This is a genomic window from Streptomyces microflavus, from assembly GCF_014650075.1.
Taxonomy (GTDB): Bacteria; Actinomycetota; Actinomycetes; order Streptomycetales; family Streptomycetaceae; genus Streptomyces; species Streptomyces microflavus.
Genome location: NZ_BMUG01000001.1, coordinates 244268 through 270266 on the forward strand (window position 1 = coordinate 244268; position 25999 = coordinate 270266).

The 25999-nt window shown below is 70.9% G+C and carries 21 protein-coding genes and 1 tRNA gene; 13 read left to right on the forward strand and 9 right to left on the reverse strand.

Annotation, left to right across the window (positions count from 1 at the left end; all coding sequences use genetic code 11):
- The first annotated feature begins 168 nt into the window (after window positions 1-168).
- Window positions 169-627 (forward strand): hypothetical protein, encoded by a 459-nt coding sequence (locus tag IE264_RS01065; protein WP_180289014.1) that lies wholly within the window; start codon window positions 169-171, stop codon window positions 625-627.
- Window positions 628-720: 93 nt separating this feature from the next.
- On the forward strand, window positions 721-1635 hold the full coding sequence (locus IE264_RS01070) for a spermidine synthase (protein ID WP_032758472.1): 915 nt from the start codon (window positions 721-723) through the stop codon (window positions 1633-1635).
- Between the two features lie 14 nt (window positions 1636-1649).
- Here the strand turns inward: IE264_RS01070 and IE264_RS01075 are convergent, their stop codons facing one another.
- Entirely contained in the window at window positions 1650-2216 is a 567-nt protein-coding gene (locus tag IE264_RS01075) for a hypothetical protein (RefSeq protein WP_032758474.1), read from the reverse strand.
- A 144-nt stretch (window positions 2217-2360) separates the two neighbouring features.
- On the opposite strand from IE264_RS01075, the gene IE264_RS01080 reads away from it, so the two are divergent.
- From IE264_RS01080 to IE264_RS01090, 3 genes are all read left to right on the forward strand, one after another.
- Window positions 2361-3092 carry a response regulator transcription factor gene (locus tag IE264_RS01080; protein WP_015608719.1) on the forward strand — a complete coding sequence of 244 codons (732 nt, stop codon included), beginning with the start codon at window positions 2361-2363 and terminating at the stop codon, window positions 3090-3092.
- Window positions 3089-4564 (forward strand): sensor histidine kinase, encoded by a 1476-nt coding sequence (locus tag IE264_RS01085; protein WP_190167558.1) that lies wholly within the window; start codon window positions 3089-3091, stop codon window positions 4562-4564. Before IE264_RS01080 ends, IE264_RS01085 begins: the two co-directional genes overlap by 4 nt.
- A gap of 156 nt (window positions 4565-4720) precedes the next feature.
- Entirely contained in the window at window positions 4721-6193 is a 1473-nt protein-coding gene (locus IE264_RS01090) for a glycoside hydrolase family 18 protein (protein ID WP_032758477.1), read from the forward strand.
- Window positions 6194-6278: 85 nt separating this feature from the next.
- On the opposite strand, the gene IE264_RS01095 is transcribed toward IE264_RS01090, so the two are convergent.
- Together IE264_RS01095 and aspT are read right to left on the reverse strand one after the other, a co-directional pair.
- Window positions 6279-7934 (reverse strand): bifunctional aspartate transaminase/aspartate 4-decarboxylase, encoded by a 1656-nt coding sequence (locus IE264_RS01095; protein WP_032758560.1) that lies wholly within the window; start codon window positions 7932-7934, stop codon window positions 6279-6281.
- Window positions 7935-7989: 55 nt separating this feature from the next.
- Window positions 7990-9666, reverse strand: a complete 1677-nt coding sequence (gene aspT / locus IE264_RS01100) for an aspartate-alanine antiporter (RefSeq protein ID WP_032758478.1) — start codon at window positions 9664-9666, stop codon at window positions 7990-7992.
- A 320-nt stretch (window positions 9667-9986) separates the two neighbouring features.
- Here aspT and IE264_RS01105 point away from each other — a divergent pair, with 320 nt between their 5' ends.
- The 7 genes from IE264_RS01105 to IE264_RS01135 all read left to right on the forward strand — a co-directional run bounded on the left by IE264_RS01105 (window position 9987) and on the right by IE264_RS01135 (window position 19137).
- Window positions 9987-11312 carry an ABC transporter substrate-binding protein gene (locus IE264_RS01105; RefSeq protein WP_015608714.1) on the forward strand — a complete coding sequence of 442 codons (1326 nt, stop codon included), beginning with the start codon at window positions 9987-9989 and terminating at the stop codon, window positions 11310-11312.
- A gap of 139 nt (window positions 11313-11451) precedes the next feature.
- Window positions 11452-12450, forward strand: a complete 999-nt coding sequence (locus IE264_RS01110; protein WP_032758479.1) for a carbohydrate ABC transporter permease — start codon at window positions 11452-11454, stop codon at window positions 12448-12450.
- Window positions 12451-12464: 14 nt separating this feature from the next.
- Window positions 12465-13385, forward strand: coding sequence for a carbohydrate ABC transporter permease (locus tag IE264_RS01115; protein ID WP_015608712.1), 921 nt, complete (start codon window positions 12465-12467; stop codon window positions 13383-13385).
- 82 nt (window positions 13386-13467) lie between these two features.
- Entirely contained in the window at window positions 13468-14925 is a 1458-nt protein-coding gene (locus tag IE264_RS01120) for a GH1 family beta-glucosidase (RefSeq protein ID WP_032758480.1), read from the forward strand.
- Window positions 14926-15090: 165 nt separating this feature from the next.
- Complete coding sequence (locus IE264_RS01125; protein WP_015608710.1) at window positions 15091-16122, forward strand: LacI family DNA-binding transcriptional regulator; 1032 nt, start codon at window positions 15091-15093, stop codon at window positions 16120-16122.
- 190 nt (window positions 16123-16312) lie between these two features.
- Complete coding sequence (locus IE264_RS01130) at window positions 16313-18376, forward strand: TerD family protein (RefSeq protein ID WP_032758561.1); 2064 nt, start codon at window positions 16313-16315, stop codon at window positions 18374-18376.
- Between the two features lie 170 nt (window positions 18377-18546).
- Window positions 18547-19137 carry a lytic polysaccharide monooxygenase auxiliary activity family 9 protein gene (locus IE264_RS01135; protein ID WP_031126139.1) on the forward strand — a complete coding sequence of 197 codons (591 nt, stop codon included), beginning with the start codon at window positions 18547-18549 and terminating at the stop codon, window positions 19135-19137.
- A gap of 86 nt (window positions 19138-19223) precedes the next feature.
- Here the strand turns inward: IE264_RS01135 and IE264_RS01140 are convergent.
- From IE264_RS01140 to IE264_RS01150, 3 genes are all read right to left on the reverse strand, one after another.
- A tRNA-His gene (locus IE264_RS01140) sits at window positions 19224-19296 on the reverse strand.
- A gap of 120 nt (window positions 19297-19416) precedes the next feature.
- On the reverse strand, window positions 19417-20022 hold the full coding sequence (gene orn / locus IE264_RS01145; RefSeq protein ID WP_015608707.1) for an oligoribonuclease: 606 nt from the start codon (window positions 20020-20022) through the stop codon (window positions 19417-19419).
- Between the two features lie 10 nt (window positions 20023-20032).
- The gene (locus IE264_RS01150; protein ID WP_015608706.1) at window positions 20033-21235 is read right to left on the reverse strand and encodes a helix-turn-helix domain-containing protein; all 1203 of its coding nucleotides are present in this window, start codon (window positions 21233-21235) and stop codon (window positions 20033-20035) included.
- Between the two features lie 886 nt (window positions 21236-22121).
- On the opposite strand from IE264_RS01150, the gene IE264_RS01155 reads away from it, so the two are divergent.
- Window positions 22122-22643: a universal stress protein gene (locus tag IE264_RS01155; protein ID WP_015608705.1), complete on the forward strand. Its 522-nt coding sequence runs from the start codon at window positions 22122-22124 to the stop codon at window positions 22641-22643.
- A 129-nt stretch (window positions 22644-22772) separates the two neighbouring features.
- Here the strand turns inward: IE264_RS01155 and glmS are convergent, their stop codons facing one another.
- The 3 genes from glmS to IE264_RS01170 form a co-directional block, all read right to left on the reverse strand.
- Window positions 22773-24602, reverse strand: coding sequence for a glutamine--fructose-6-phosphate transaminase (isomerizing) (glmS, locus tag IE264_RS01160; RefSeq protein ID WP_015608704.1), 1830 nt, complete (start codon window positions 24600-24602; stop codon window positions 22773-22775).
- An 83-nt stretch (window positions 24603-24685) separates the two neighbouring features.
- Window positions 24686-24961, reverse strand: a complete 276-nt coding sequence (locus IE264_RS01165) for a hypothetical protein (protein WP_015608703.1) — start codon at window positions 24959-24961, stop codon at window positions 24686-24688.
- Between the two features lie 129 nt (window positions 24962-25090).
- Complete coding sequence (locus IE264_RS01170; RefSeq protein WP_032758481.1) at window positions 25091-25978, reverse strand: DUF4429 domain-containing protein; 888 nt, start codon at window positions 25976-25978, stop codon at window positions 25091-25093.
- Between the last annotated feature and the right edge of the window lie 21 nt (window positions 25979-25999).

Genomic DNA, 25999 nt, shown 5'->3' on the forward strand with positions numbered 1-25999 from the left:
GGGAACACACCCCAGCGATTCGGCATATATAAGGGCATCTCGCCCACAATCCGCCATGAACTGCCACCCTTTGCGGCGGTGTGCTCCCGTAGCCCTTGACGCTCTGCCGCCGTTGGTCCATGTGGAGACGGAGTGTGGCTCCGTTCGGCGATGAGAGGAGGGGTTCCCTTGCTGCACATCGGCCAGGAGACCGGCTCACGGACGACCGCGACGAACCCGACGACGACCCCCACCGACCCGGTACCGGCGCGGACCCCCACGCGTCCCGCACCGGCCGACCAGTCCTGCGACCTCGTCACCGTCCCCGCCCGCCAGGGACTGGAGGCCGTCGACATCCTCCGCCGCGGCCGGGACCACGAGGCCGTCGGCCCGGTCCTGCACAACGGCGCCTGCGACACCCTCGGCTTCCTCGTACCGCCCGGCACCGCCGACGCCTGGGACGTACCCGGCAGCGCCTGTACGCGGACCGACGGCCGCGGGCTGCGCCTCCCCACCACCCCGCCCGCCGCCGGTTCCGGCTGGCTGCTGCCGCCCGCCGAGGACGCCCCGGTCACCGACCCCGCCGTACTCCGCGCCGCCCTCGACCAGGCGGCCCGCCTGCTGGAGGCGGCCGACGGCTGCAACTGAGCCTCCCCCTGGCTCTGCGCCCATAATGGCCGGACGGGCGGAACCTCCGCCGCTGCCGGTATCCCGGGCCCCCACCAGCAAGGACCAGCGCACGTGGCACGTCGAGGAGCGCCTGCCGGGGGCAAGGACAAGAGCAAGGGCAAGAAGGACCGCTCGACCGGCAGGGTGGAGCGCGAACCCTTCTCCGGCCCCGTCGACAGCGGTCTCGCCGAGCTCATACCCGACCGGGAGCGCCCGGCCGGTTGGACGCTCCTGCTCGACGGCGCCCCGCAGTCCCACGTGGACCTCGGCGACCCCGCGTACCTCTCCTTCGCCTACCAGCGCAGGCTCGGCCACATCATCGACCTCGCCGCACCCCCGCTCCAGCCCCTCCACGTCCTGCACCTCGGCGGCGGCGCCTTCACCCTCGCCCGGTACACCGCCGCGACCCGCCCCCGCTCCACCCAGCAGATCGTGGAGGTCGACGCGGCCCTCGTCCAGCTCGTCCGCGACCGGCTCCCGCTGGATCCGCAGGCCCGGGTACGGGTCCGGGCGGTGGACGCCCGCGAAGGGCTCGGCAAGCTCCCGGACGGCTGGGCGGACCTGGTCATCGCGGATGTGTTCAGCGGGGCCCGCACCCCCGCCCACCTGACCTCCGCCGAGTTCCTCACGGAGGTGCGCCGGGTGCTGAAGCCTTCGGGGCAGTACGCCGCGAACCTCGCGGACGGGCCGCCGCTCGCCCACCTGCGCGGCCAGGTGGCCACCGCCGCCGCCGTCTTCCCCGAACTGGCGCTCGCCGCCGACCCCGTGGTCTGGCGCGGCCGCCGCTTCGGCAACGCGGTCCTGCTCGCCTCCGCCCTGCCCCTGGCGGTCGCCGAGTTCACCCGCCGGGTGGCGAGCGACCCGCACCCCGGCCGGGTCGAACACGGGCGGGCGCTCACGGACTTCACCGGCGGCGCGGCGGTCGTCACCGACGCGGCCGCCAAGCCGTCACCGGCGCCCCCGCCGTCCGTCTTCGAAAACCCCTGATCAGGCCTGGAGGCCTACGGTTCGACGACCTGCACCGTCGGCGGAGTCCCGTTCCAGGTGCAGAACACCGAGTACGTCTTCCCGTTCACCCCGCCCCCGTCGCTGAAGTCGACCCGGATCCAGGCGTCGTTCGTCCACACCTGCATCGACCAGCCCGGCTCCGGCGTCGCCGAGACCAGCTTCGCCGAGCTCTTCCCCAGCTCGAACACGACCCGGCCGCCGTCGGTCCGGTACCCCTTGACCTCGCCGGAGTTCGCGCCCGGCCCGGAGGACGCGGGCGGCTTCGCCGGGGCGCTCGACGGCGTACGGGAGGGGCGTGCGGCCGACGGGGAAGGGCTCGCACTGCTGCTGTGCGCCGAGGGGGAGGGGGACGGCGAGGAGCGGTACGTGGACGAGACGAGCGGCTCCTCGGTGGACTGCCCGATGCGCTTCGGGCTTCCCGCGCCCACGGAGATCGGTACGGCCCGGGGCGGGTCGTACGCCGTCCCGGTCATGACCGTGTGCACGCCCCACCACGACAGCGTGACCGCCGCGCCGGTGGCGAGCGACCACGCGAGCGCGTGTACGAGTCCTCGTTGCATCGGGCACATCCTGCACCACGCGCACCTGGACTGTCCCCCTCCGGTAGCTCCTGTTCCGGCTCCGGCCACCCCCTGTTCCGGCCTTTGCGGAGGTTTCCGGCGGCGGCGGGACCGGGGTCGGCGCCATGGCGTACGGTGCCGCCCATGGCAAGTGTGCTCGTGGTCGAGGACGACCAGTTCGTACGTTCCGCCCTCATCCGGCACCTCAGTGAGGCCTCCCACACGGTACGGAGTGTGGGCACCGCGCTCGAAGCGCTGCGCGAGGTCGCGCACTTCCGCTTCGACGTGGTCATCCTCGATCTCGGGCTGCCCGACCTGGACGGCGGCGAGGCGCTGAAGATGCTGCGGTCCATCACCGACGTACCGGTCATCATCGCCACCGCGCGGGACGACGAGAGCGAGATCGTCCGGCTGCTCAACGACGGGGCCGACGACTACCTGACCAAACCCTTCTCCGTCGAGCACCTCTCCGCCCGGATGGCCGCCGTGCTGCGCCGCGCCCGCGCGGCCGGCGACCAGGCGCCGCCGCCCCGGGTCATCCGCGTCGGCGGGCTCGCCATCGACCCGCTGCGCCGCCGCGCCGAACTCGACGGCGCCGAACTGGACCTCACCCGCCGCGAGTTCGACCTGCTGACCTTCCTGGCCGGACGCCCCGGGGTGGTCGTCGCCCGCAAGGAGCTGCTGGCCGAGGTCTGGCAGCAGTCGTACGGCGACGACCAGACCATCGACGTCCACCTGTCCTGGCTCCGCCGCAAGCTCGGTGAGACCGCCGCCCGGCCCCGCTACCTGCACACCCTGCGTGGCGTCGGCGTGAAGCTCCAGCCGCCCGCCGACGTGCCGTCCCCCGGCGCCCCGGCCGTGGAGCCGCCGGCATGAGATGGGCCCTGGTCAAGGTGTGTCTGGCCGTCACCGCGATGGTCGTCATCGCCTTCGCCGTACCGCTCGGACTGGTCATCCGGGAGATGGCCAGCGACCGGGCCTTCTCCGACGCCGAACGCCAGGCCGCGATGATCGCCCCGGCGCTCTCCATCACCACCGACCGCGAGGAGCTGACCCGGGCCGTCCTCTCCACCGAACCGGGCGACCGGGGGCGGCTCGCCGTCCACGTACCGGCCCCCGAGAAGGCCTCGGACGGAACCGAGGGCGAGGCCCTGGACGTCGGCACCCGGCGGGCCACGTCCAAGGACATCGCGACCGTACGCAAGGCCGGGCGCGCCTCCATCACCGAGGTCACCGACGGCTTCGCCCTGCTCCAGCTCACCGCGCTCTCCACCGGTGACATCGCCGTCGTCGAGGTCTTCGTCCCTGAGGGGGAGGTCTCCAACGGGGTCGCCACCGCCTGGCTGATCCTCGCGGGCGTCGGAGTCGCCCTGATCGTCGGCTCGGTGGCGGTCGCGGACCGGCTCGGCATACGGATGGTCCAGCCCGCCCAGCGCCTCGCGGGCGCCGCCCACGACCTGGGGGAGGGGCGGCTCGGCACCCGGGTCCCCGAGGAGGGCCCCACCGAACTCCGGTCCGCCGCCGTCGCGTTCAACTCCATGGCCGACCAGGTCGTCCAGCTCCTGGCCAACGAGCGCGAACTGGCCGCCGACCTCTCGCACCGGCTCCGCACCCCGCTCACCGTGCTCCGGCTGAACGCCGCATCCCTCGGCGAGGGCCCGGCGGCCGACCAGACCCGGGCGGCGGTCGAGCAGCTGGAGCACGAGGTCGACACGATCATCCGCACCGCCCGCGAACAGCGCCCGCAGACCCAGGGCATCCAGACCGGCCCCGGGGCCGGGTGCGACGCCTCCGAGGTGATCCGGGAGCGCATGGGCTTCTGGTCGGCGCTCGCGGAGGACGAAGGGCGCGAGGTGCGGCTCGCGGGAGTGGACCGTACGGTACGCATCCCCGTCGCCCGCCCCGAACTGGCCGCCGCCCTAGACGCGTTGCTCGGCAACGTCTTCCGCCACACCCCCGAGGGCACCGCCTTCTCCGTCGACGTCCACCACAGCGGGGACGCGGTGATCGTCCTCGTCTCCGACGCGGGCCCCGGCATCGCCGACCCGAAGGCGGCCCTGGCCCGGGGAACCAGCGGCGGCGGCACCAAGGCGGGCGCGGTCGGCTCCACCGGGCTCGGCCTGGACATCGTGCGCCGGGTCGCCGAATCCACCGGCGGCGACCTGCGCATCGGCCGGTCCGTGCTCGGCGGCACCGAGGTCCGCATCTGGATCGGCCTGCACGGCAGCAGCCCCGACCGCGGAAGGCGCGGCCACGGCCGCCGGGTCACCCGCCGATTCGGCCGCCGACGCCCCAAGGAGCCCCGGACGGCGGCCGGTCCCGGAGCCCATCCCGGGGCCCTTCATTAACCCGCTCCCATGCGTTCCTTAAGCGCACCCTAAAAACATCAACTCCGGTCCGTAAAGCCCCCTTTGCCCGTTCCGCTGCCGCTAGCGTCTGTCACACACCCCCCAGGGAAATCCGCAGGACGCAGAGCAGCACACAGAGGCAGGCAGGGCACGTTGATGGGTTCCAGTACGCACCGCCGCACGGCGAGCACCCGTACCAAGGCGGTCGGCGCGATCGTCGCCGCAGCCGTCATCGGCGGGACGGTCTTCGCCCTGACCGGTACGGCGCAGGCAGCCGCGATCGGGGCCGCGTACACCCGCACCAGCGACTGGTCCAGCGGCTACACGGGCCAGTACGTCGTCACCAACGAGACGGACAAGGCCCTCACCGACTGGACCCTCCAGTTCGACCTCCCGGCGGGCACGAAGATCGGCTCGCTCTGGAACGGCGAACACACGGTGAACGGCAACCGCGTCACCGTGAAGCCCGCGAGCTGGGACAAGGAGCTCGCCCCCGGGAAGTCCGTGACGGTCGGCTTCGTCACCTCCGCCACCGGTACGGCGGGCGACCCGGCCTCCTGCCTCATCAACGACGTCACCTGCTCCGTGGACAGCGGCCCGGTCCCCACCCCCAGCGGCCGCCCCACGGACACCCCGACGACCGCGCCCACTCCGACCCCCACGGAGTCGGACCCGGTCACACCGACCCCCACGCCGGCCCCCACCGCCACCGGTCGCCCCGGTGGCGGCGGGGAAACCGGCTCCCGGTTCGCCCCCTACATCGACACCTCGCTCTACCCCGCCTACGACCTCCTCGACACCGCCACCAGGACCGGGGTGAAGGAGTTCCACCTAGCCTTCATCACCTCCGGCGGCAGCTGCGCCCCGCTCTGGGGCGGAGTCACCGGACTCGCTGACGACCATGTGGCCAAGCAGATAGGCGCGTTGAGGGCCAAGGGCGGTGACGTCCGGGTCTCCTTCGGTGGCGCGGCCGGTGCCGAACTGGCCCTGAACTGCTCCTCCTCCGCCGATCTCGCCGCCGCATACGGCAAGGTCGTCGACGCCTACCAGCTCACCAAGGTCGACTTCGACATCGAGGGCGCCGCCCTGCCCGACACGGCCGCCAATACCCGCCGCGCCCAGGCCATCGCCCAGCTCCAGAAGAAGTACCCGGACCTGGACGTCGCCTTCACCCTGCCCGTGATGCCCGAGGGGCTGACCCAGCCCGGCATCGACCTGCTCGCCGACGCCAAGAAGAACGGCGTCCGGGTCGACGGGGTCAACATCATGGCCATGGACTACGGGCCCGCCTACAGCGACGACATGGGCACGTACGCGATCCGGGCGGCGACCGCCACGCAGGCCCAGATCAAGGGCGTCCTCGGACTCTCCGACACCGCCGCGTGGAAGGCCGTCGCCGTCACCCCCATGATCGGCGTGAACGACGTCGTCACCGAGATCTTCACGGTGGAGGACGCCACGCAGGTCGTGAAGTTCGCCCAGGAGAAGGGCATCGGCCGCCTGGCGATGTGGTCCGGTACCCGGGACAAGGCCTGCCCGGGCGGGCCGAAGCCGGCCGCCGACGCCACCTGCAGTTCCATCGCTCAGGAGCCGCTGGCCTTCACGAAGGCGTTCGCCGCCTTCGGATAGCTCCCAGACCCCCCTTCAACCACCCCGCGCCCCCCACGCGCGCGCCCCGGCCGGGCCACCCCACCTCCGGCCGGGGCGCGTTCCTTCACCCGGCCTGGGCCCGCCACTCCTCCGCGTACTCGTCGAAGATCGCCCGCAGATGGTGCCCGATCTTCAGGTAGTCCAGGTCGTCCAGGTTGGCCAGCGACACCCGTACCGACCATTCCGGCCCGTCGAAGCCGCCGCCGTTCAGCAGGACCACCGACGTCTGCTCGGCCAGCCGGAACAGCGGGTCCACCGGTTCGTAGTTCGCCCCCAGGAAGTCCGCGAACGGCTTGCCGTGGACGCGTTCCGCCTCCGCCAGCAGGTCCAGTTCGATGTAGTACGCGGCCCGCTTCGGATCCTCCGAGACCTTCATGTGCACGCCCTCCAGCAGGAGTTGGAGCCGCTGCTGCACGATGGCCCGGATGCGGTGCTTGTACGCCTGGCCCTCGTCCAGCATGTCGAAGAGCGAGAACAGCGCCATCATCACCTGCTGCGGGAGCGAGAGCCCCGCCGTGTGGTTCAGCGCCACCTGCCGGGAGTCCGCCACCATCCGGTCGATGAACTTCATCTTCTCCGGCTCCAACGACAGTGTTCCGTAACGCCTGTTGAGCCGTTCCTTCTGCTCCGCTCCCTGGTCCTTCAGCATCGCGTCGATCACGTTGTCGTCGTGCAGCGCGATCACCCCGAGCCGCCAGCCGGTCGCCCCGTAGTGCTTGGAGTAGGAGTAGACGAGCAGCGTGTTCCGCGGCAGGTCGGCGGCGAGCGAGCGGAACCCCTCCACGAACGTTCCGTACACGTCGTCGGTCACGATGACCAGGTTCGGGTTCTGCTCGCCGACGATGGAGACGATCTGCTCGGTGACCCGTGAAGAGAGCGCCAGCGAGGGCGGGTTGCTCGGATTGACGCAGCAGACCATCTTCACCGACGGGTCCGCCAGCTTGGCGATCTCCTCCTCCGGGTAGCGCCACTGCCGCACCCCGGTCTCGGTGAACAGGTTCGCCTCCACATGGACCACGTCGAAGCCGTACGTGTCCAGCTCGGGGATCTCCAGGTACGGGGTGAACACCGGGACCATCAGGGCGATCCGGTCGCCCCTCTTCAGGATCCCGTTCTTCAGCAGCGAGTCGAAGATGTAGCACATCGCCGCCGTGCCGCCCTCGGTCGCGAACAGGCTCAGCGTCTGCCCCTCGGGCGGCCGGTGGTCGAACATCTCGTCCGCGAGGTAGCCGCGCACGATCTCCTCGGTGTGGCGCAGGATCCGGTCCGGCACCGGGTAGTTGTCCCCGATCGAGGAGTCCGCCAGCTCGTGCACGAACGCGTCCCGGTCGAAGCCGAACCGCTTCACCGCCAGGTCCACGCTCGCCTTCAGCAGCTCGATGCCGGGCAGCTCCGGATGCGTACGGACGAAGTGCTCGAACCGCTCCGCGCACCCCTCCTCCTCCGGCATCCCGCCGAGGTTGTCCGCCGTCCAGACCCGGCGGGACTCTTGAATCGCGAAGTAGCCGAGCGCGTGGTACGCCTCGCGGGGGCCGGTCGCGGTCCAGTTCGGGTTGCCCCGGCCCGCGTTGAGCATCGCCCGGGTCGTCTTCCCCTTCTGGCCGGGCTTGTCGCTCTGCGCCTCCGTCGCGATCCGGATGAACTTGTCCTTCAGCTCGAAGGGCGAGAGCTGGGCGAAGGACCGGATCTCCTCCCGGCTGAGGCGGGTGGTCTTGGGCATGGCGGTGTCCGCTCCGTGGAGGTCGTCGGTGGTCGGGGGGCCGGGCGTCGTCATCTCAGGCCCCCAGCACGCCGACGAGGATGGGGCCGGTCAGCGGCAGCAGGAAGTTGGAGAGCGTGTACGTGATCGTGTAGCCGAGCAACGGTACGGAGCTCTGGGCCACCTGGGTGATGGAGGTGATCGCCGGGGTCGAGCACTGCTGTCCGGCGATGGCGCCGATCAGCAGCGGTTTCTCGATCTTCAGCAGCTTCCGCCCGACGATGAGGGAGATCGTCGCCGGGACGAGCACCATGGCGATCCCGGCGAACGGCAGCAGCGCCCCGTACTGCTTGAGCAGCGGCCAGGCCTGCGGCCCCGCCGCCAGCCCCGTACAGGCGATGAAGACGGCCAGGCCCATGTCCTTGAGCGTGGTCGCGGCCTGCGGGGGGAACGCGCCGAAGGTCTGTTTGCGGGAGCGGAACCAGCCGAAGACGAGGCCGGAGATGAGGCAGCCGCCGCCCGTGCCGAGCGACATCGGGACGTCCCCGAGCTTGACCACGATCTGGCCGAGCAGGGAGCCGGCGACGATGCCGAAACCGATGTAGACGAAGTCGGTGGAGTCGTTCTTGACCACCGCGCCGATCCTCGCCACCAGCTTGTTCAGCCCGCCCCGGGCGCCGACCAGGGTGAGGATGTCACCCCGCTGGAGGACGGTCTCCCCGCTGGCGGGGAGGTGCTGGTCGTTGCGGAGGACGGCGGTGATGTAGACGCCGTCCTTGCGGAACTCCGGATGGTTCTTCTCCAGCCGGTCGATGGTCGAACCGGCGGTCGCCTTCTCGGTGACGGCGACCTGGCTGGTGGCCAGCGGGGTGTCGAGCCCGGGTACGGCCGGGGTCTCCGGGCCGATCTCCCGGCCCGCCTCGATGATCGCGGAGCGCCGGCCGACGATCTGGACCAGGTCGCTGAGGGTCAGCTCCAGGCCGGGGGAGGGCGTCAGCAGCTTGCTGCCGCGCTTGACCCCCTCGACCGTGATGTGGCCGCCCAGTGAGCTCTCCAGGTCACCGACCGTACGTCCGTCGGCCAGGGTCACCAGATAGGTGCGGCCGACCATGCCGGGCAGCGCCTCGCGCTCGTCGGACTCCAGTCCGGCGTGGCCGCCGCGCATCTTCTCCCACAGCTCGCGGGAGGCGTCGGCCAGGTTGATGCGCAGCAGCATCGGCATGATCTGGCTGGTGAAGAGGACGATGGTGATCAGGCCGAACAGGTAGCAGACCGTGTAGGCGGTCGCCACGTGCCCCTGGTACTGGGTGATCTGCTCGGAGGTCAGGTCGCTGAGTTTGCCGATCGCCTCGGTCGCCGTCCCCACGACGGCGGACTCGGTGGCCGCCCCCGCCAGGATCCCGGCGGCCGTGCCGACGTCCAGGTCGAAGGCCTTGGCCAGCCCGTAGGCGATACCGAGGACGCAGACCAGTTCGATCAGGCAGAGCGCGAAGAAGCGCAGGCTGGAGCGGTTGAGGTTGGCGAAGAACTGCGGCCCGGCCATATAGCCGAGCGAGAAGATGAACAGCGCGAAGAAGACGGTCTTGACGTCGTCGTCGACGCTGACGTGCCGGGTGCCGATCAGCAGCGACACGATCAGGGTGCCGCAGATGCCGCCGAGCGTGATCGGTCCGACGCGGAGCTTGCCGACGAGATACCCGGCGGCGAGACAGAAGAAGAGAGCCAGTTCGGGATGGTCGCGCAGAACGCCCATCCCGCCTCACCCACCCGGTCCGGTGCCGAGCGGCAGAATGATCAAAGGGGGCATAAGGGCGAAATTAACAGGGGTGGGCCCGCCCGGCACTTCGCCGGACGCCGACCGCCCCCGTTCACCTTCCGACGGGTGGGCGGCCCGGCCGCCGCCGCGTGACGCGGTGGACATCCTTCGGCAACGGAATCGTCTTCAACTCTTGACACCCACCCCCTTGAGGCAGGAACCTTCCGGCATCGGCGCATGGGAGCGCTCCCACAACAACGGGAGGGGATCTCGCGCGCTTCCTTTCCGTAGGACTCCCCGGAACAAGGAGCAGTGGAATGCGCATCACCCGCAGCGTTGCCGGTCGACGCCGGAGAACCGCGATCGTGGCCACCACCGGCCTGACGGTCACCGCCCTGTTGCTCACCGGCTGCGGCGGCTCGTCCGACTCCGGCAGCAAGGGGGCCGACGCCGACGGCAACATCACGCTGACCCTGGCCGACTTCGGCCAGTTCGGGTACAAGGAGGCCGGACTCTTCGAGAAGTACCACGAGCTGAACCCGAAGATCACGGTCAAGGAGGACACCACCGCCGAGGAGAAGAACTACTACCCCAAGCTGCTCCAGCAGCTGAACTCGGGCAGTGGCCTCGCGGACGTCCAGGGCATCGAGGTCGGCCGGATCAAGGAGATCGTCGACACCAAGGCGGACTCCTTCGCCGACCTCTCCAAGGTGATCGACGTCAACGAGTGGGTGTCGTGGAAGGCCAAGCAGGCCACCGCCCCCAGCGGCGCGGTGATCGGCGCGGGCACCGACATCGGCCCGATGTCCCTCTGCTACAACCGTGAGCTGTTCGAGAAGGCGGGCCTGCCCACCGACCGCACCGAGGTCGCGAAGCGGACCGCGGGCGGCTGGGAGGACTTCCTCGCGCTCGGTGAGGAGTACAAGAAGAAGGCGCCGAAGGGCACGTACTTCATGGACTCCGCGAGCGCCATGTTCAACGCGGTCGTCAGCTCCAGCCCCGAGCAGTACTACGACGCGAGCGGCAAGCCGGTCTACAAGGAGAGCGCCAGCGTCGCCAAGGGCTGGGACCTCGCCGCCGAGGCCGCGTCCAAGAAGCTGACGCAAGGCCTCGCCCAGTTCGAGGACCAGTGGCAGTCGGCCCTGCGCAAGAGCACCGTCGCCACCGTCGTCTGCCCCGCCTGGATGGCCGGCCAGATCTCCACGTACGCCGGTGATGCCAACAAGGGCAAGTGGGACATCACCAGCGCCCCCGGCACCACCGCCGCCAACTGGGGCGGCTCCTTCCTCGCCGTCCCGAAGTCCGGGAAGAACGTCGACGAGGCCACCAAGCTCGTCAAGTGGCTGACCGCGCCCGAGCAGCAGGCCGCCGTCTTCAAGGCCATCGGGGTGTTCCCGTCCAACCAGGGCGCCTACGAGCTGCCCGACGTGAAGAGCGCCACCCTGCCGTACTTCAACGACGCGCCCATCGGCCAGATCTACGCGGACGGGGCGAAGTCCATCCCCGAGGCGGTGCTCGGCCCGAAGGACGGCGTGATCAAGGACTCGATCTCCACGCAGATCAACAACATGGAGCAGCGCGGAACGAAGCCGGACGCGGCCTGGGACGTCGCTGTCCGGACGATCGACAAGGCGATCGGCTGAGCTGAACCGGCCGCACACCGGGGCGGGCGGGCGACCCCTGCCGCGCCCGTCCGCCCCGGCCGCGCCCGCCGCCCCTCCACACACATTCCGCCCGCCCGTCCACCTCCGGCGGAGCGCCCCCAGGGAAGGACTCCCGCCCGTGGCAACCTCGACCCCCACCCGGGACGCGTACGCATCCCCGCCCCGCGAACCCCGGGAAAAACCACCGTCCGAGCGGCGGCAGTTGTGGCGCAGCCGGCTGTGGCGGTTCGACGACAAGGCGTCCCCGTACGCCTACATCGCGCCGTTCTTCCTGGTCTTCGGGGCCTTCGGTCTCTACCCGCTGCTCTACACCGGCTGGATCGCCCTGCACCGGGTGGAGATGACCGGCCTGGACTCCATGGAGTGGGTGGGCTGGGAGAACTTCGACAAGATCCTGCACGACCCGGAGTTCTGGACCTCGGTCAGCAACACCTTCCTGATCGGGGTGATCTCCACCGTCCCGCAGCTCCTGGTGGCCCTCGGCCTCGCCCATCTGCTCAACTACCGCCTGCGCGCCAGCACGTTCTGGCGCACGGTCATCCTCACGCCGTACGCCACTTCCGTCGCCTCCGCGGCCCTCGTCTTCGCGCTGGTCTTCCGGGCGGACGGCGGACTGCTGAACTGGACGCTCGGCCTCGTCGGCTTCGACCCGGTCAACTGGGCCAACGGGCACTGGACTTCGAAGCTCGCGATCTCCATCATCGTGATCTGGCGCTGGACCGGCTACAACGCGCTGATCTACCTGGCGGCGATGCAGGCGGTCCCCAACGACCTCTATGAAGCGGCCTCGTTGGACGGCGCCTCGCGCTGGCAGCAGTTCCGCAAGGTCACCATTCCCTCGCTGCGGCCGACGATCCTGTTCACGATCGTCATCTCGACCATCGGGTCCATGCAGCTGTTCGGTGAGCCACTGCTGCTGGAGGGCGGCGCGCTCGGCGCCACCGGCGGCAACGAGAACCAGTACGAGACGCTCAGCATCTACCTCTACAACTACGGCTGGAACCTCGGACACCTCGGTCCGGCGGCCGCCGTGGCCTGGGCGATGCTCGCGCTCCTGCTCATCATCGCCGCGGCCAACTGGTTCATCGGCCGCTTCGTCCGCAAGTCCGCGGTCTGACCGGGAGCCCTTCCATGACCATGACCAGCACCACGCCCACCGCCCCGGTGAAGCTCGCGCCGGCCCCGAAGGGCAGCGCCCCGCACCGCCCCAGCCGCTTCAGGATGGGCGCCGGCCAGCAGATGAAGGGCGGCCCGTTCGCGTACATCGCGCTCGCCGTCGTCGGCTTCGGATCGCTGCTGCCGCTGTACTGGACCCTGGTGGCGGCCTCCCGCACACAGGACGAAGTCCTCGCCACCACACCGCCGTTCCTGCCGGGCGGCAAGCTGCTGGAGAACGTCTCCACGGCCTGGGAGCAGGCCAACCTCGGCAAGGCGATCCTCAACAGCATCATCGTCTCGTCGTCCATCACGGCCGCGACGCTCTTCTTCTGCACGCTCGCCGGTTACGCCTTCGCCAAGATGCGCTTCCGGGGCCGGGGCTGGCTGATGACCGCCGTCATCGCCACGCTCACGATCCCGCCGCAGCTCAGCGTGGTCCCGCTCTTCATGATGATGTCCGGCCTCGGCTGGGGCGGGCAGCTCGAATCGGTGATCTTCCCGACGCTGGTGAGCGCGTTCGGCGTGTTCTTCATGCGCCAGTACCTGATCGAGGCGCTGCCGTACGAGCTCATCGAGGCGGCCAAGATCGACGGGGCGAACAACCTCCGCATCGTCGTGAGCGTGGTGCTGCCGGTGGCCCGCCCCGCGATGATGGTGCTGGGGATGCTCACCTTCGTCCAGGCGTGGAACGACTTCTTCTGGCCCTACCTCGCCCTCAACCAGCAGAACCCGACCCTGCAGGTGGCCCTCGGCCAGCTCTCCGCCTCGTACACCCCCGACCAGTCCATCGTCATGGCGGGCGCGCTGATCAGCACGCTGCCGCTGCTGGTGGTGTTCGTGGTCTTCGGCAAGAAGATCGTGGGCGGGATCATGTCCGGCGCGGTCAAGGGCTGACGCCACGAGCGGTGCGGTCGGCCCGGACCGCACCGCCGCCTCCACCCCTCTCCTTCGCCTACCCCCATGGGAGCGCTCCCACATGACAGTCGTACGATCCGACACCGCCCCGCAGCAGGCCCCCGCGGCCCCCGCCCCCTTCCCGACCGGCTTCGTCTGGGGCGCCGCCACGGCCGCGTACCAGGTGGAGGGGGCGGCCACCGAGAACGGCCGCACCCCCTCGATCTGGGACACCTTCAGCCACACCCCCGGCAAGGTCCTGGGCGGCGACACCGGGGACGTGGCCGCCGACCACTTCCACCGCTACCGGGACGACGTCGCGCTGATGAAGCGGCTCGGCCTCAAGGCGTACCGCTTCTCCGTCTCCTGGTCCCGGGTCCAGCCCACCGGCCGGGGCCCCGCCGTCGAACGCGGCCTGGACTTCTACCGCTCGCTCGTCGACGAGCTGCTGGAGGCCGGCATCACGCCCGTCGCCACGCTCTACCACTGGGACCTGCCCCAGGAGCTGGAGGACGCGGGCGGCTGGCCCGAGCGCGCGACGGCCGAACGGTTCGCGGACTACGCGGCCATCATGGCCCGCGCGCTCGGCGACCGGGTCGGCATGTGGACGACGCTGAACGAGCCCTGGTGCACGGCCTTCCTCGGATACGGCTCCGGGGTCCACGCCCCCGGCCGCACCGAACCGGCCGCCGCGCTGCGGGCCGCCCACCATCTCAACCTGGCCCACGGCCGGGCGACCGAGGCGCTGCGCACCAACCTCCCCGCCACCGCGCAGACCTCGGTCACCCTCAACCTCCACCAGGTGCGCCCGCTGACCGGCAGCGAGGCGGACGCGGACGCGGCGCGCCGGATCGACGCGGTGGGCAACCGGATCTTCACGGGCCCGATGCTGCACGGCGCCTACCCGGAGGACCTGCTGGCCGACACGGACCGTCTGGTGAAGTGGTCCGCCCTGGTCCACGACGGCGACCTGGCGGCGATCGCCCGCCCCATCGACGTACTGGGCGTCAACTACTACACGCCCACGATCGTCTCCACGCCCGCTTCCGGCGCCGGCGACACCCGTAACGACGGTCACGGCAACAGCGACCACTCCCCGTGGCCGGGCTCGGAGCACGTGGCGTTCCACCTCGCCGAGGGCAAGCCGCGCACCGCCATGAACTGGTCGGTCGACCCGAACGGCCTGCACGCCCTCCTCATGGACGTCTCCCGTGAGAACCCGGGCCTGCCGCTGATGGTCACCGAGAACGGCGCGGCCTTCGAGGACGTCCCGGACGCGGACGGCCGGGTCCACGACCCGGAGCGCATCGCCTACCTGCACGGCCATCTGGCCGCCGTACAGCGGGCGGTGGCCGACGGGGCGGACGTGCGCGGCTACTTCCTCTGGTCGCTGATGGACAACTTCGAGTGGGGGTACGGCTATTCGAAGCGCTTCGGTGCCGTGCACGTCGACTACGAGACCCAGCTCCGCACCCCGAAGTCCAGCGCCCACTGGTACAGCGAGGTGATCGCCCGCCACGGCCTGCCGCCGGAAGCCTGACCTCCTGAGAGCCGCGGGCCCCGGTCACCCCCGACCGGGGCCCGCGCCTTTCCCCGGCTTGGGAGCGCTCCCAATACACTGTCCGTACGCTCGTCGGGGTGATCGATCCAGGACTTGGATTGACTGTACGGCTGTGAGAAATTGACCGGGAACGGGGAGGCAGCCATGGCGGCAGCGCGAGTACGGAACGGCGGGCGGCCCACGCTCGAAGAGGTCGCGGCCAGGGCCGGGGTCGGCCGCGGCACCGCCTCCCGGGTCATCAACGGCTCGCCCCGGGTCAGCGAGGCGACCCGAGAGGCGGTCCAGGCGGCCGTGGCCGAGCTGGGCTATGTCCCCAACCGCGCCGCCCGCGCCCTCGCCGGCAACCGCACCGACGCCATCGCGCTCGTGGTGCCGGAGCCGGAGACCCGCTTCTTCGCGGAGCCGTACTTCTCCGCCATAGTGCGCGGCGTGGGCGCGGCTCTCGCCGACACCGAGATGCAGCTGCTCCTCACCCTCGCGGGCAACGACCGCGAGCGCCGCCGGCTCGCCCAGTACCTGACGGCGCACCGGGTCGACGGCGTCCTGCTGGTCGCGGTGCACGCCGACGACCCGCTGCCCGAACTGCTGGAACAGCTCGGCATGCCCTGCGTGATCAGCGGCGCCCGGCACGCGAACGAGCCGCTGGCCTCGGTCGACTCGGACAACTTCGACGGGGCGAGGGCGGCCGTCGAGCACCTGATCACCCGGGGCCGCCGCTCGGTCGCCACGATCACCGGCCGCCTGGAGGTCTACGGGGCCCAGCGCCGCCTGGACGGCTACCGCGCCGCCCTCGCCGCCGCGGGCCTGCCCCCGGACGAACGCCTCATCGCGCCCGCCGACTTCACCGAGGAGGGCGGCGCACGGGCGATGCGCGAACTGCTGGCCCGCCGCCCCCACCTGGACGCGGTCTTCGCGGCCTCCGACGTGATGGCGGCCGGCGCCCGCCAGGTCCTGCGCGAGGCGGACCGCCGCATCCCGGACGACGTGGCCCTGATCGGCTTCGACGATTCGGTGGTCGCCCGCCATATGCACCCGGCCCTCACCAGCGTCCGCCAGCCCATCGAGGAGATGGGCCGCCGCATGGCCCAGCTCCTGCTGGAGGAGATCGCGGGGCGCACGGGGGAGCGGCCGACGGTGGTGCTCCCGACGGAGCTGGTGGTCCGCGACTCGTCATGACGGTGGCCGGGAGTCGCCTGTCCTGGTAGCGGCGGCGGGACTTCCGGATTTCACAAGTTCTTCACGCGTCTCCGCTCCGAGGGCTAATGTTCGCTGCGTACGACGAATGTGTGACGCACCACACACGTCACACAGCTGGCTGCCGGGTGCGCTCCGAGCGGCTGTGCATCTGGGGGGCCTCGTGCACGAGATGGTCAAGGGCGCCAATGTCGGACTTGCGGCGCTGAGCGAGGACGTCGGCTCGGTGATGGTCAGCCTGGGGTGGAGCAGCGCCACGGGTGAGGGCGACGCCGACGTCTCCGTACTGCTGCTCGACGGCGACGGGAAGGTCCGCAGCGACGTCGACTTCTGCTTCTACAACAACCCGGTGGCCGGCAACGGAAGCGTGCAGCTCCTCGGCAAGACACCCACGGCCGACGGCAGCGAGGACCGGATCAGCTTCGATCTGGACGCCGTGCCGGAGGAGATCGACAAGGTGGTCGTCGCCGCCAGCCGCTACGGCGGATCCCGCTTCGGCGAGCTGGACGACCTCCGCCTCACCCTCGCGGACAGCGCGGGCGACGGCCTGGTCCGGTTCGCCGTGGAGGAGGCCGACGAGGTCAGTGCGGTCATCTTCGGCGAGCTGTACCGGCGTTCGGGGGAGTGGAAGTTCCGCGCCGTCGGCCAGGGGTACGCGTCGGGGCTCGCGGGGCTGGCGACCGACTACGGCGTCGACATCGACGATGACGCGGCGGAGGAGGATGCGCGGGAACAGGGCGAGCAGGAGCAGGGGCAGGAGTACGCAGAGGAGGCCCCGCTGCCGGAGCCCGCCGGGCAGCCCACCGCCCCCGCCCGGGTCCCCGCCCAGGCCACCGGCGCCCGCCCGGACGACGTCCCCGCGGCCCCGGCGCAGGACGGCCCCGCCGCTCCGGCCAAGCCCGCTCGCCGTCCCCGTACGGCGAAGAAGAAGGTCACCCTCCCCCGTACGACCAGGAAGAGCCTCGCCGACAACGAATCGTGGCGCTCCGCCCGGCTGTTCCCCGTCTCGGCGCTCAAGAGCGACCGCGAGCGCGAGACGCGGGCCACCTCCGTCGTCCTGTCGGTGATGGCCCAGGTGCCGGAGTTCGGCCGCCGTCTCACCGCCGGGTTCGGCGCACCGGCCGGCCGGATGGAGACGTTCACCGAGGTGACGCTGCCGCACGGGGAGTCGCCCCGGCGCCCGGACGGCGTGGTCCGGGTCGAACGGGCGGGCAAGCTGTGGACCGCGCTGGTCGAGACCAAGACCAACGGGAACGCGCTCAAGCCGGACCAGGTGCAGGCGTACATGGACATCGCCGCCCGCCGGGGGTACGAGGCCGTCATCACGCTCTCCAACGACGTGGCGCTCGAAGGCAGCCCGCTCGTCGACGTCCGGATCGACGGCCGGCGCAAGCACAAGGTGGCCCTCTGGCATCTGTCCTGGGCCGAGGTCGTGCACCAGGCGCAGATGCTGATCCGCCACGAGGGCGTCGGCAACGCCGCCCACGCCTGGCTGCTCCAGGAGCTCCTCCACTACCTCCAGCACGAGAACTCCGGCTGCCACGGGTTCCAGAACATGGGTGCGGCCTGGGTCCCGGTCCGCCGGGGGATCGACGACGAGACGCTGTGCCAGGGCGACGCGCGGGCCCTGGAGGTCATCGAGAACTGGGAGCGCCTGGTCCGCCAGGTCTGCCTGCGGCTGGGCGGCGAGCTGGGGCAGAAGGTCCTGCCGGTCCAGCGCGCCCGGCGCGGCTCCGACCCGGGTGCCCGCCGTGCCGAGCTGGCCGACCACCTCTGCGAGCAGGGGCGGCTGAACGCGGAGATCCGGATCGAGGGCACCCCGGGCGTCCTCGCCATCACCGCCGACCTGCGCACCGGCAAGCTCCGTACGTCGATCGAGGTCCCGTCCGCCGAGCCGGGCTACCCCCTCAGCCGGGTCAAGCGGCTGATCAGGCGGCTCGCCGAGGCCCCCGCCGACCTGCACATCGAGACGCTGGTCGACGGCCCGGGCGCCGGTCCTCGCGGCACGCTGGAACGGCTGCGCCCGGAGCCCGCCGACATCGTCCCCAAGGACGGGGCGCAGATCACCGGCTTCCGGCTCTCCCTGTTCAAGGGCATGGGCAGCGGCCGGGGCAGCGCCGAGACCGGCTTCATCCGCAGCGTGGACGAGGCGGTGGACCGCTTCCACGCCCAGGTCGTCGCGCAGGTGGAGGCCCCCGCCCCGCGCCGCTCCCGCAACGAGGAGCCGACGGGCTGACGGGCTGACGAGGGGCCGGAGCCACCGCCGTAACGGCCTCTAGTGGTATGGACATGACCAAAAGACAGGACTAGCCTCCGTCTTGGTCTAGACCAAGTGTGCGAGCCGCCGCCCGGTCCGGACCCGATCCATCTGTCCGCAAGCTCCACCCCTCACCTCAGGAGCACCACATGCGCAGAAAGATCACCGCCTTACTCCTCGGCCTCGGCGTCGCCGGGGTCTCCCTGCTGGCCACCTCGGGCAGCGCGCAGAGTCACGGCTACACCGATTCCCCCGTCAGCCGCCAGCAGCTCTGCGGCAACGGGACCGTCCGCAACTGCGGGCAGATCCAGTGGGAGCCGCCGAGCGTCGAAGGCCCCAAGGGGTTCCCGGCCGGCGGCCCCCGTGACGGGCTGATCTGCGCCGGAGGCAACCAGCGCTTCGCCGAGCTGGACGACCCGCGCGGCGGGGCCTGGCCCGCCTCCGCCGTACAGGCCGGGCAGAGCCACACGTTCCGGTGGCGGATCACCGCCCGGCACGCCACGACCGACTTCCGGTACTACGTCACCAAGGACGGCTACAACCCCGCGAAGCCGCTCACGCGCGCCGACCTGGAGCCGCAGCCCTTCCTCACCGTGCCGTTCGGCGGACGGCAGCCGGGCGCCACGGTCACCCATGCGGGCGCCCTGCCGCAGAAGTCCGGCAAGCACCTGATCCTCGGCGTCTGGACCATCTCGGACACCGGCAACGCCTTCTACGCCTGCTCCGACGTCACGTTCTGACCTGACCGGAAGAGCAGACGCGAACCCGACCGGAGGAGCAGACATGAAGAAGGGCCCCGGTCCGAAGACCGGGGCCCTTCCCTCAGGGTGAGTAACGGGACTTGAACCCGCGACATCCTGGACCACAACCAGGTGCTCTGCCAGCTGAGCTATACCCACCATGTCGTCCGGTCGTTTCCGACCGGCCGAGAAAAAGTGTACAGGGTCCGGGAGGGTGCTCGCGCCCCCGTTTCCCGGGGCCGGTCCGCGGGCGTCGGAACGCCCTTGACCAGCGGTTTCCTACTGTGTGGCGCGGGTCACCTGGCGCGCCGCGATCTCCTTGGCGCGCTCCGAGTCCGGGCCGGGCTGCGGTACGAAGACCGCCTCCCGGTAGTAGCGGAGCTCCGTGATGGAGTCACGGATGTCCGCCAGCGCCCGGTGGTTGCCGTTCTTGTCCGGGCTGTTGAAGTACGCCCGGGGGTACCAGCGCCGGGCCAGCTCCTTGACCGAGGACACGTCCACGATCCGGTAGTGGAGGTAGCCCTCCAGCTCCCGCATGTCCCGCGCCAGGAAACCGCGGTCGGTGGAGATCGAGTTTCCGCAGAGCGGGGCCTTGCCGGGCTCCTTCACATGCTCGCGGATGTACGCCAGGACCTGCTCCTCGGCGTCGGCCAGGGTGGTGCCCCCGGCCAGCTCGTCGAGGAGACCCGAGGTGGTGTGCATCTGCCGCACCACCTCGGGCATGGTCTCCAGCGCCGCGTCCGGCGGGCGGATCACGATGTCCACCCCGTCGCCGAGCACGTTCAACTCCGAGTCGGTGACCAGGGCGGCCACCTCGATGAGTGCGTCATCCGTCAACGAGAGCCCGGTCATCTCGCAGTCGATCCACACCATGCGGTCGTTCATGCGCCCCACCCTACGGGGCGCTCCGCTGTCCCGGCAGGGCCGGGCGCCCGGGAACGTACGCGTCAGGGACCGGCAGCGAGTGCTCCGAGGAGCCCGCCGACGCCGATACCGACACCGGTGTGCCCCTGCGGCCGGACGGCGCACCCTGGCTGGGCACGACCGTCTCCAGCACCGTCGCGGCGCTCTCCGCCACCCCCTGCGGACGACGGGCCCGGTAGGCGGCCCGGTACGCGGCGGGGGAGGAGCCGAGCTGGCGGCGGAAGTGCCCGCGCAGCGCGACCGGTGAGCGGAAGCCGCAGCGGCCGGCGACCTCGTCGACGGAGTAGTCGGAGGTCTCCAGCAGCCTCTGTGCCTGAAGCACCCGCTGGGTGATCAGCCACTGGAGCGGTGCGCTCCCCGTGAGCGAGCGGAACCTGCGGTCGAAGGTCCGCCTGCTCATGTAGGCGCGCGCCGCGAGCGTCTCCACGTCGAACTGCTCGTGCAGATGCTCAAGCGCCCAGGCCACGACCTCGGCGAGCGGGTCGGAGCCGATCTCTTCAGGTAAAGACCTGTCCAGGTAGCGCTCCTGCCCGCCACTGCGCCGCGGTGGCACGACGAGCCTGCGGGCGAGTGCGCCCGCCGCCTCGGTGCCGTGGTCGGTGCGGACTATATGGAGGCAGAGATCGATGCCGGCGGCCGTACCGGCGGAGGTGAGCACATCGCCGTCGTCCACGAAGAGTTCTCGCGGGTCGACGTGCACCGACGGATAGCGCTTGGCCAGCGTCGGTGCGTACATCCAGTGCGTGGTGGCCGGGCGGCCGTCCAGCAGGCCGGCCGCCGCGAGCACGAAGGCTCCCGTGCACAGGCCGACGATGCGGGCGCCCTCCTCATGGGCGCGCCGCAGCGCGTCCAGTGCCTCGGCGGGCGGCGGCGAGGTGATCGACCGCCAGGCGGGCACCACGACGGTGCCTGCTCTGCTGATCGCCTCCAAGCCGTACGGCGTGGTCAGTTCGAGTCCACCCGTCGTGCGGAGTGGTCCGTCCTCGCCGCCGCAGACCAGCAGGCGGTAGCGGGGAACTCCCGCGTCCTGCCGGTCGATTCCGAAAACGGAGAGCGGGATGGAGCTCTCGAAGATAGGGCCGCCGCTGAAGAGCAGCACGGCAACGACTTCCCGGCGTCGCCGCCCGGTCAGCTTGCGTGCGGCCTCCGTCGCGGTGGCGGAGTCCTGGCTCATGACGCTAAGCCCCCCTCGGTGTTCGCGTCTCCCTGGTCCTTACGGGCCTGCCGCTCCTGCACGTTTCCCCTCGGTTTCGCACGTTTCCCCAGTCCCCGATTTTCAAGATCGAATCTACTGCGTCGCGTGGTCCCGCCGTGACACCTTCCCCCACCGGCGCTATGTCGATAAGGAAACGTGGCGTGAAGCGTTCGATCACGAAGCGTTTCACCCGCGAAGCGCACAGGGAAGTGCCCTTCACGAACGTGGCCCGTCCGCGTCGGGTGAAAGCGTACCGCGCGGTCTCTTCCTGCCTGGTGGGCGGTAGGTCCTCCGGCCATTCCGCGAAGGGTTCGGTCCGGATATGAAGTTGGCTGAAAACCAACGGTTGCGTGCGCTGGTTCCAGTCACGCCCGGCGCACAACTTCCGCCTGACGGCCGCCCCGATGCGCTCCCTCGGCCCGGTGAAGCGTGGCGCGTTCGGGCCGCCGGGGCGGAAAGAGGCGGGCTGCCGGGGTCCGGGCGGCTCCCGGGCCAATGGCAGCCGGATTACCGACCGGTGGGCGGCAGTCGACGAGAACCGGCGGTACGGGCCGCCGGCCCGGCGCGCGTCGCTCCCGAGTACTCCGCACGGCCGCCGGGTACCCCGGAAAACAGGGCGGTCACCCTCGTCCGGAGCCTCCGAGGCCCGTGTACGACACAACCGGCATTGCCATCCCGGACCACCTCGGGCATGCTCCCTCCAACGTCACGCGTGCTTTTGCGGGGGTCTGGGCGGTGGAGGAGTGACGCCGTACCCTTGGGGGTATGGGGTTGGGAAGATGATTCCCGGACAGAGCTCTCCACCTGCAGACGCACCTCTCGAAACCGCTCCCTCCTCACGAGGACTCTCTTCGCCGAGACACCGATGGCCGGTCACGAAATCCCTGAACCCGCAGACCGCAAGCAGGTAGCCGACCCCCGGTCGGAGCCGCGGACGGTCGAAGAAGCGCGCCCTGCGTGCGATCCCGCCTTCCGGCACGGAGTCGTGGTCGGTTTCGACGGCTCCACCTCCAGCGAGCGGGCCCTGGCCTACGCGATCGGCATGGCCGGCAGATCGGGCTCCGGCCTGATCATCGTCCACGTGGCCAACCGGCTCCCCACGACGGTCTGGGCGGGCTGCGAACCCCCCGTCTTCGTCGACGTCCCCGACCACCGCACCGAGGTCCTCGGCCTGGAGCTGGCCTGCGCGGACTACCTCTCCGACGTGCCCTGGGTGCTGGTGGAGCGCGGCGGCGACATCTGCCACGAGCTGGAGGAGGTCGGCCGCGAGTATTCCGCCGACGCCATCGTCGTCGGCTCCACCCACGGCATCGTCGGCCGCATCTTCGGCTCGGTGGCGGGCCGCCTCGCCCGCCGCGCTCAGCGCCCGGTCATCGTCATCCCCTGAGGACCCGGAAGGTCGTGGGAAGCCCCTGAGGGGCCGCCAGAAGGCCTTGCAGCACAACGAGTCGGGCCCCGGCACCGTCGTTCTCACGACGGTGCCGGGGCCCGACTCGTTGTACGTCCTGCCGGCCGACTACTCGACCGTGACCGACTTCGCCAGGTTGCGCGGCTTGTCGATGTCCCGGCCCATCGCGAGGGCCGTGTGGTACGCGAAGAGCTGGAGCGGGATGCCCAGCAGGATCGGGTCCAGCTCGTTCTCGTTCTTCGGTACGACGATGGTGTGGTCCGCCTTCTCCTGGACCTGGTGCGCGACGGCGAGGATACGGCCGCTGCGCGCCTTGATCTCCTCCATCGCGGCCCGGTTCTTCTCCAGCAGCTCGTCGTCCGGCACGATCGCCACGGTCGGCATCGCGGGCTCGATCAGCGCGAGCGGCCCGTGCTTCAGCTCGGAGGCCGGGTAGGCCTCGGCGTGGATGTACGAGACCTCCTTCAGCTTCAGCGAGGCCTCACGGGCCACCGGGTAGCCGCGCACCCGGCCGATGAACATCATCGACTTGGCGTCCGCGTACTCCGCCGCGAGCCGCTTGATCTCGTCCTCGCCCGCCAGGATCTCGCTGATCTGCCCGGGGAGCTTCCGCAGCCCCTCGATGATCCGCTTGCCGTCGGCGACCGACAGGTCACGGATCCGGCCCAGGTGCAGGGCGAGCAGCGCGAAGGCGACCACGGTGTTGGTGAAGCACTTGGTGGAGACCACGCAGACCTCCGGGCCCGCGTGGACGTACGTACCGCCGTCGGCCTCCCGGGCGATCGCGGAGCCGACCACGTTGACCACGCCGAGGACGCGGGCGCCCTTGCGCTTCAGCTCCTGGACGGCGGCCAGCACGTCATACGTCTCGCCCGACTGGGAGACCGCGACGTACAGGGTGTCGGGGTCCACGACCGGGTTGCGGTAGCGGAACTCGGAGGCCGGCTCGGCGTCGGCGGGGATACGGGCGAGCTCCTCGATCAGCTGGGCGCCGATCTGGCCCGCGTGGTACGAGGTGCCGCAGCCGAGGATCTTGATCCGGCGCACCCCGCGCGCCTCACGGGCGTCCAGGTTGAGACCGCCCAGGTGGACGGTGGAGAACCGGTCGTCGATCCGGCCGCGCAGGACCCGGTCCACGGCGTCGGCCTGCTCGGAGATCTCCTTGTGCATGTACGTGTCGTGGCCGCCCATGTCGTACGACTCGGCCTCCCACTCCACGGTGGTCGGCGTGGCCGTCGTGGTCGAGCCCTCCGTCGTGTACGTACGGAAGTCGTCGGCCTTCAGGGTGGCCATCTCGCCGTCGTCCAGCGTGACGACCTGGCGGGTGTGGGCGACCAGGGCGGCGACGTCCGAGGCGACGAACATCTCCTTCTCGCCGATGCCGAGGACGACCGGGGAGCCGTTGCGGGCGACCACGATGCGGTCGTTGAAGTCGGCGTGCAGCACGGCGATGCCGTAGGTGCCCTCGACCGAGCGCAGCGCCTCGCGGACCTTCTCCTCCAGGGTCTCGGCCTGGGCGCGGGCGATCAGGTGGACCAGCACCTCGGTGTCGGTCTCGGAGAGGAAGACGATGCCGTCCGCGGTGAGCTTGGCGCGCAGCTCGGAGGCGTTGTCGATGATCCCGTTGTGGACGACGGCGACCTTGTTCTCCGCGTCCATGTGCGGGTGGGCGTTCTCGTCGCTCGGGGCGCCGTGGGTGGCCCAGCGGGTGTGCGCGATGCCGGTGGTGCCGGCGAACCGCTTGGGGACCTTGGCCTCCAGCTCGCGGACCCGGCCCTTGGCCTTGACCATCTTCAGCGCGCCCGGCTTGCCCGCCGCCGCCTTGCCGGTGATGACGATGCCCGCGGAGTCGTACCCCCGGTACTCCAGCCGCTGCAGGCCTTCCAGCAGCAGCGGTGCGACATCACGCTTTCCGATATATCCGACGATTCCGCACATGGATTCTCTGCCCCTCCTCGACGTACACGTACACGCATGCGTTCGGCGCCCCGCACGGGCGCCCGGCTACCGGCCGTGGCCGGTCAGCCGTAGACGATGCGGCGCAGCTGGCGGAGCGAGAGCTCCGGCGGCGCCACGGCGCGGTGCGGCAGCTCGGCCGCGATCCGCTCGAAGATCTCCGTGTTGACCAGGCCGCCGGACTGCAGTTCGCGGTGGCGGCGCCGGACGAAGTCGTCGGTGCCCTCGTCGAAGTACGCCAGCACGTCGAGGATCACCCGGGCCGCCTCGCCGCGCTGGAGCGCGGTGGAGCGTACGAGGTGATCGATGAGGTCGTCGTGCGACGAGCGGCGTTCAAGCACGCGTCGATATTGCTTGTCGGAGCGCCCTTACGCAAGAAATCTGCCCGATATCGGGCAGGAGGGGGCTGGAAAGGTGCTCGAATCGGTCACATGGATGAGGTGCGGCTCACATTCCGGGTCACATGTGGCTCACATCCGGCTCAGGATCGCCTGCTTCGCCGTGCTGAACTCCTCGTCGGTGAGGACCCCGGCCCGGTGCAGCTCGCCCAGCTCCCGCAGCCGGCGCAGCAGCACGTCGTGATCGTCCGCCGCCGGGACGGAGGCGGGGGCGGGCGTCTTGGTGAGGGCCGGGGGCCCGGCGGGCGCTTCCACGGCCGCCGTACGGGCCTGCGGCAGCCGGGCCAGGACCGCCGCCGCGACCAGGACCGCCGTGTACTCCTTCTTGGACAGCCCCCACAGATCCAGGGAGTACGTGTCGTACTTCGGCGGGGCCGGGACCGGGCCCTCCACCGGCTCGAACCGCAGGGAGCCGTTCTCCATGCCTATCGAGGGCAGCCAGCGCACCCCCGCGATCCGCGACAGCGGGAAGGAGACCGGACCGCCGGCGGTCTTGGCCTCCTCGGCCTTCCAGTTCCAGGTGAGCCGGACGGTCTCGCCGTCGAAGGACGCCGTGCCGTCGCCGCCCCCGCCGGAGACCGGCAGCGCGGGCCCCGGCAGCAGGAAGCGGTCCACCGGCCCTTCGGGGACCTGCTCGATCAGCAGCGCGTTGCGGACCTCGTCGACGAAGTACTCCGCCACCCCCGTACGGTCCTTCTCCACGGCCAGGACGTACGGGTCGGAGCCGTCCTTGAGGCGCCCGTCGGCGGCCCGCAGCACCGGGCAGGCGCCACCGCGCAGCCGGAGCCGCAGCCGGCCGCCCTTGCGGTCCTGCTCGAACGAGATGCCCGCCAAGGCCTCGACCGGAACGGCGAGTTCACCCAGTGCCAGCCGGACGGGGTGCGCCTTGCCGCCCGGCACGATGCGTACCGTCTCCCCGTCGAACGTCCATGTGCCGTCGCGCTGGATGATTTCTGCCATGCCCGCGATTCTGCCAGCCGG